This is a genomic window from Dyella sp. (genome assembly GCF_035508675.1).
Taxonomy (GTDB): Bacteria; Pseudomonadota; Gammaproteobacteria; order Xanthomonadales; family Rhodanobacteraceae; genus Dyella_B.
Genome location: NZ_DATJMN010000053.1, coordinates 1 through 4,085 on the forward strand (window position 1 = coordinate 1; position 4,085 = coordinate 4,085).

The 4,085-nt window shown below is 62.7% G+C and carries 6 protein-coding genes; 3 read left to right on the top strand and 3 right to left on the bottom strand.

The window, feature by feature from the left end; translation table 11 throughout:
- Positions 1–33 precede the first annotated feature (33 nt).
- Positions 34–228: a 50S ribosomal protein L32 gene (gene rpmF, locus VMA74_RS03025; RefSeq protein WP_325364672.1), complete on the bottom strand. Its 195-nt coding sequence runs from the start codon at positions 226–228 to the stop codon at positions 34–36.
- Positions 229–247: 19 nt separating this feature from the next.
- Positions 248–766 carry a YceD family protein gene (locus tag VMA74_RS03030; RefSeq protein WP_414649548.1) on the bottom strand — a complete coding sequence of 173 codons (519 nt, stop codon included), beginning with the start codon at positions 764–766 and terminating at the stop codon, positions 248–250.
- Positions 767–899: 133 nt separating this feature from the next.
- On the opposite strand from VMA74_RS03030, the gene VMA74_RS03035 reads away from it, so the two are divergent.
- Both VMA74_RS03035 and VMA74_RS03040 read left to right on the top strand, forming a co-directional pair.
- Positions 900–1,352, top strand: coding sequence for a hypothetical protein (locus VMA74_RS03035; RefSeq protein WP_325364676.1), 453 nt, complete (start codon positions 900–902; stop codon positions 1,350–1,352).
- Positions 1,349–1,936, top strand: coding sequence for a nucleoside triphosphate pyrophosphatase (locus VMA74_RS03040; protein WP_325364678.1), 588 nt, complete (start codon positions 1,349–1,351; stop codon positions 1,934–1,936). Before VMA74_RS03035 ends, VMA74_RS03040 begins: the two co-directional genes overlap by 4 nt.
- Positions 1,937–1,965: 29 nt before the next feature.
- On the opposite strand, the gene VMA74_RS03045 is transcribed toward VMA74_RS03040, so the two are convergent.
- Positions 1,966–3,585, bottom strand: a complete 1,620-nt coding sequence (locus VMA74_RS03045; protein WP_325364680.1) for an ArnT family glycosyltransferase — start codon at positions 3,583–3,585, stop codon at positions 1,966–1,968.
- Here VMA74_RS03045 and VMA74_RS03050 point away from each other — a divergent pair.
- On the top strand, positions 3,584–4,085 hold a 502-nt coding region (locus VMA74_RS03050), incomplete at its 3' end, for an AAA family ATPase (protein WP_325364682.1). The two genes, VMA74_RS03045 and VMA74_RS03050, sit on opposite strands and share 2 nt — an antisense overlap.

Here is a 4,085-nt window from a genome sequence, read left to right on the forward strand (position 1 = left end):
GCTTTGCGAACGAAACCAAAAGGTTCCGGCTGCTCAGTCTTCGTCGGCCACCGCAACGTTGGTGTCGATCACCTTCTTGCCGCGGTAGTAGCCATCGGCGGTCACGTGGTGACGGCGATGCACTTCACCGCTGGTCTGATCGGTGGCCAACTGCACGGTGCTCAGCTTGTCGTGCGAGCGACGCATGCCGCGGGTGGACGGGGTCTTGCGGCTCTTTTGAACAGCCATGATGGTTTCTCCAGCTAAATCATTTGTTCTTGAGTTCGCGCAACACCGCGAACGGGTTATCGGGACGCTCTTCGGCGGAAATCGCTTCCTCCGGCGGGCGTATGACTTCTTCGGGCAATGCGCCGTCCGGGTTGACCGGTACCAGCGGCAGCGCCAACAGCAGTTCGTCCTCGATCACATCGACCGGGTTCAGCTTGTCGTCCTCGGCTACCAGCAAGGGCTCGAACCCTCCCGGCAGCGCGGCTTCCTCTTGCTCCGAACGGATCAAGCCCAGACGGCTGTCCACCGTAACAGACATGACGAACGGCTCAAGCGTACGCTGGCAGACCAGCCACAAGGACGCCTGGACGCGCACTTCGACGTAGGCGGTGCCGAACTCGTCCCGACCGAAGTCGAGCTGGTACTGGGCCAAACCTGCATCATCCTCCAGTGTCCCGCGGAGGCGAGACATTGCGGCGATGGGCAGTGACCCCTGGAACGAACGCCGCGCGGAAACCATGCGCCAAGCGTCCACGGACTCTGGCAGTGTCGCGGACATAACCGGGAAATAGTAAGTTTCCCCGCAGGTTAAGTCAACCGCGCGGGCCGTCACATCGCCGGGCAGCCGTCTTTCCCTGAACCGGGTGCATGCGGCAGACTGCTCGCATCTTAAAGCGCAAGCCGACTTTCCCTTGGATACTTCCCTCACGCTCGGCTTGGCCGCCCTGTTCGTTCTACTGGCCGTTGCCATCGTCGGCGCCTTCCTGTTGCGCCGATTGAGCCGGCGCAACGCCAGCTTTCGGCACCTGCTGGAACTGGCCGACCGGGTGGAGGCCGACCTCAAATCCTGCCGTGCCAAGCTCAAGCAAGCCCATGCCGTGATGTCGATGAATCCGGATCTGCCGGCCGCCGGCGAGCAGGAGGCCGCCAACGCCGTGGACGCCGGCCTGCGCGCCCTGCTGCAGCATCGCCTATGGATCCGCGACCATGCTCCCACCGCCAGCCAGCGGGAACTGGATGCTGCCACCCAGGCCATGGGCCAGACCCGCGACCGGCTGCGCCCCCTGCTCCAGGCCCTGGGCCAAGCCCAGGATGAGCTGGATACCGCCATGCGGGAGCACATCCGCCAGGATTCGCATTTGTGACGCGCCAACGACGATTGGTGCTCGGCTCCACCTCCCGCTACCGCGCCGAGCTGCTCGGCCGGCTGGGACTGGCGTTCGAGCAACGGGCGCAGGGTGTCGAGGAGGCTGAGCGACCCGGCGAACAACCCGTGGGCCGTGCCATCCGGCTGGCCATCGCCAAAGCCATTGCCGTCGGCGAAGGCCTGACGGATGCGCTGGTGATCGGGTCCGACCAGGTTGCCGACCTCAATGGCGAGCTGCTGGAAAAACCAGGCTCCATGGAGCGAGCGCACGCACAACTCAGCGCGTGCTCAGGTCAGGAAGTGAGCTTTCATACCGCCGTGTGCGTATTCGATACGGACAGCGGGCAGCAGTATCCCTATCTCGATCTCACACAGGTGACATTCCGCCGTTTGCAACCGGATGAAATCAGCCGCTACATCGCGCGCGAGCAACCACTGGATTGCGCTGGAAGTTTCAAATGCGAGGGACTGGGCATCAGCTTGTTCGAGCGCATTGACAGCAATGATCCCACGGCGTTGATAGGCTTGCCGTTGATCGGATTGGCGAAGATATTGCGCAAGGCAGGGCTCACCCTGCCGTGATGCACGAGGTGCTGGGATTTCATCGCACCCTACGAATTCGACACTGACGCGTAGGCTTTCCAGGCAACGCAATCATCAGCGTTGTTTTTACGCACGACGGGGGCAACCTGCCCTCGATAGAACGCGATGCTCTTGCGTCCCGCAAACAAACTCAAACGCTGCACGGGTTGCAGATGATCGATCCGCGCACACAGCGAACCCAGCCATGCCTCGCGGTCGCGTCCGCGCGCGGCGTTTTCATCGACGACCAGCAGCACCGGTGCACCGGGATGGTTGCGGCGAAGTGCGGTTTCATCCATCGCCCATATCGCCAACTGCGGCGCGCGCCCGTATTTCAGGTTGAGCGGATTGTCGAGCGTGTAGACCTCGCGCTTCCCATCGAATTGGAAATCCAGCTCGGCGGCCATCATGAAATTGTCCGCTACCAGCAACGCCGGCCGTGCAGCGAGCTGCTGTCTTGCGACATTGGCACTTTCACGCCAACCGACAAAGGCCGTCGGTACGACACGCACCACGCCAAGCGCCTGCGCCGTACCGGGATAAGCCGCAAGGCCGAGGTAAATCAACCCCACCACTTGCAACAGCAACGCGAGCACGGCACCTCCTAGGGTGAGCCCGCGCCACGGGCGAAAACCGTTCGATCGGTACAGCAATGCCGGCAGCGCCACCAGCAACGGCAAGTAGCCCGGCAACGGCCAATGCACGCGAAAGCGCTCGTCGTCGGCAAACAATCCCGCTGCGAAATAAACCACGATGAAGGTCAGCGACATCAAGGCGAGCACATCCCACGGGCCGCCTTCGCGACGCCGGCGCCAGCATTGCCACGCTGCCCAAAGCAAACACACATACAGCAGCGGCGTGCAGGTTACTGCTTGCTCCAATGGCTGTACCAAGGCATCCGCATGAAAACGCCAGGGATTGCGTTCGAGCAACTGAAAACTGAGGCCGGCGCCATGTTGCTGCCAATTGGAAATCAGCAAGGGCACCAGGCCTAGCGCAGCGACGATCATCGCCATCCAGAAACCTGCACGCTGCCACTGCACACGCCCGCGTGGTGTCAGCAGCAGCAACAGCAAACCGGCCAACATGTACATCGCGGCGCGGTAATGGCTCATCCAGCAACATGCGAGCGCCACGCCAAGCCATAGCCAATGGCGCAAGCGGTCCTCATCCATCGCACGCAGCAGCGCGAGCATGGCGATAGCACCGGCAACAGTGAGTGGCACATCCGGCATGGCCATCACACCCAGGCTGCCGGCCAGCGGCAGGCACAGGCACAGCAAGCCGGCTTGCCAACCGGCCAGCGCATGGAAGGCGCGACGACCGCACAGCACCAGCAGCCACGGCAATGCACTGCCCAACAGCAGGAACGGCCAGCGCATGCCTAATAATCCGTGCCCCGCCACGCTCTCGCCCAACCGGATCAGCCAGGCCGTCAACGGTGGCAGGTCGCTGTAGCCCCAGGCAAGGTGGCGGCTTTCCTCCCAATAGAACGCTTCATCGCCGAAGGGCTGGACCGTCAAGACAAGCAGCAGCTTCAACAACGACAGCCCAAGGAACACTGTGACGAAAGCCGCTCGCCAGCGCGCGAGGTCGGCGACTACACTGGCGCCGCCCCCCTTATCTATCCCCGGTTTCCGCAAATCCATGTCAGCCATCACTCCGCTTCGTGATGAAAACCTGCAAAAGCGCCTTCACGCCGCCATTGCCCAAGTCAATAAAGTGCTGCTCGGCAAGGCACGCCAAGTCAAGTTGGCTTTTACCTGCCTGATCGCTGGCGGCCACTTGCTGCTGGAAGACGTGCCCGGCGTCGGCAAGACCACGCTGGCGCATGCGCTGGCTGCCAGTTTTGCGCTGGACTTCCAGCGCGTGCAGTTCACCAGCGACCTGCTGCCGTCCGACATTATCGGGGTCAGCATGTACGAGCGCGAGACAGGGCAATTCCGTTTTCACCCCGGCCCGGTGTTCGCAGGGCTGTTGTTGGCCGACGAAATCAACCGCGCGACGCCGAAAACGCAGAGCGCGCTGCTGGAAGCGATGGCCGAGCAGCAAGTCACCGTCGATGGCCGCACGCGCGCCTTGCCGCAGCCGTTTTTCGTCGTCGCCACGCAGAACCCGCTTGACCTGCACGGCACCTATCCGTTGCCTG

What these genes read in the sequence shown, in the direction of transcription:
- rpmF (WP_325364672.1), bottom strand. Translation starts at nt 228, where the DNA reads ATGGCTGTTCAAAAGAGCCGCAAGACCCCGTCCACCCGCGGCATGCGT.
- VMA74_RS03030 (WP_414649548.1), bottom strand. Translation starts at nt 766, where the DNA reads ATGTCCGCGACACTGCCAGAGTCCGTGGACGCTTGGCGCATGGTTTCC.
- VMA74_RS03045 (WP_325364680.1), bottom strand. Translation starts at nt 3,585, where the DNA reads ATGGATTTGCGGAAACCGGGGATAGATAAGGGGGGCGGCGCCAGTGTA.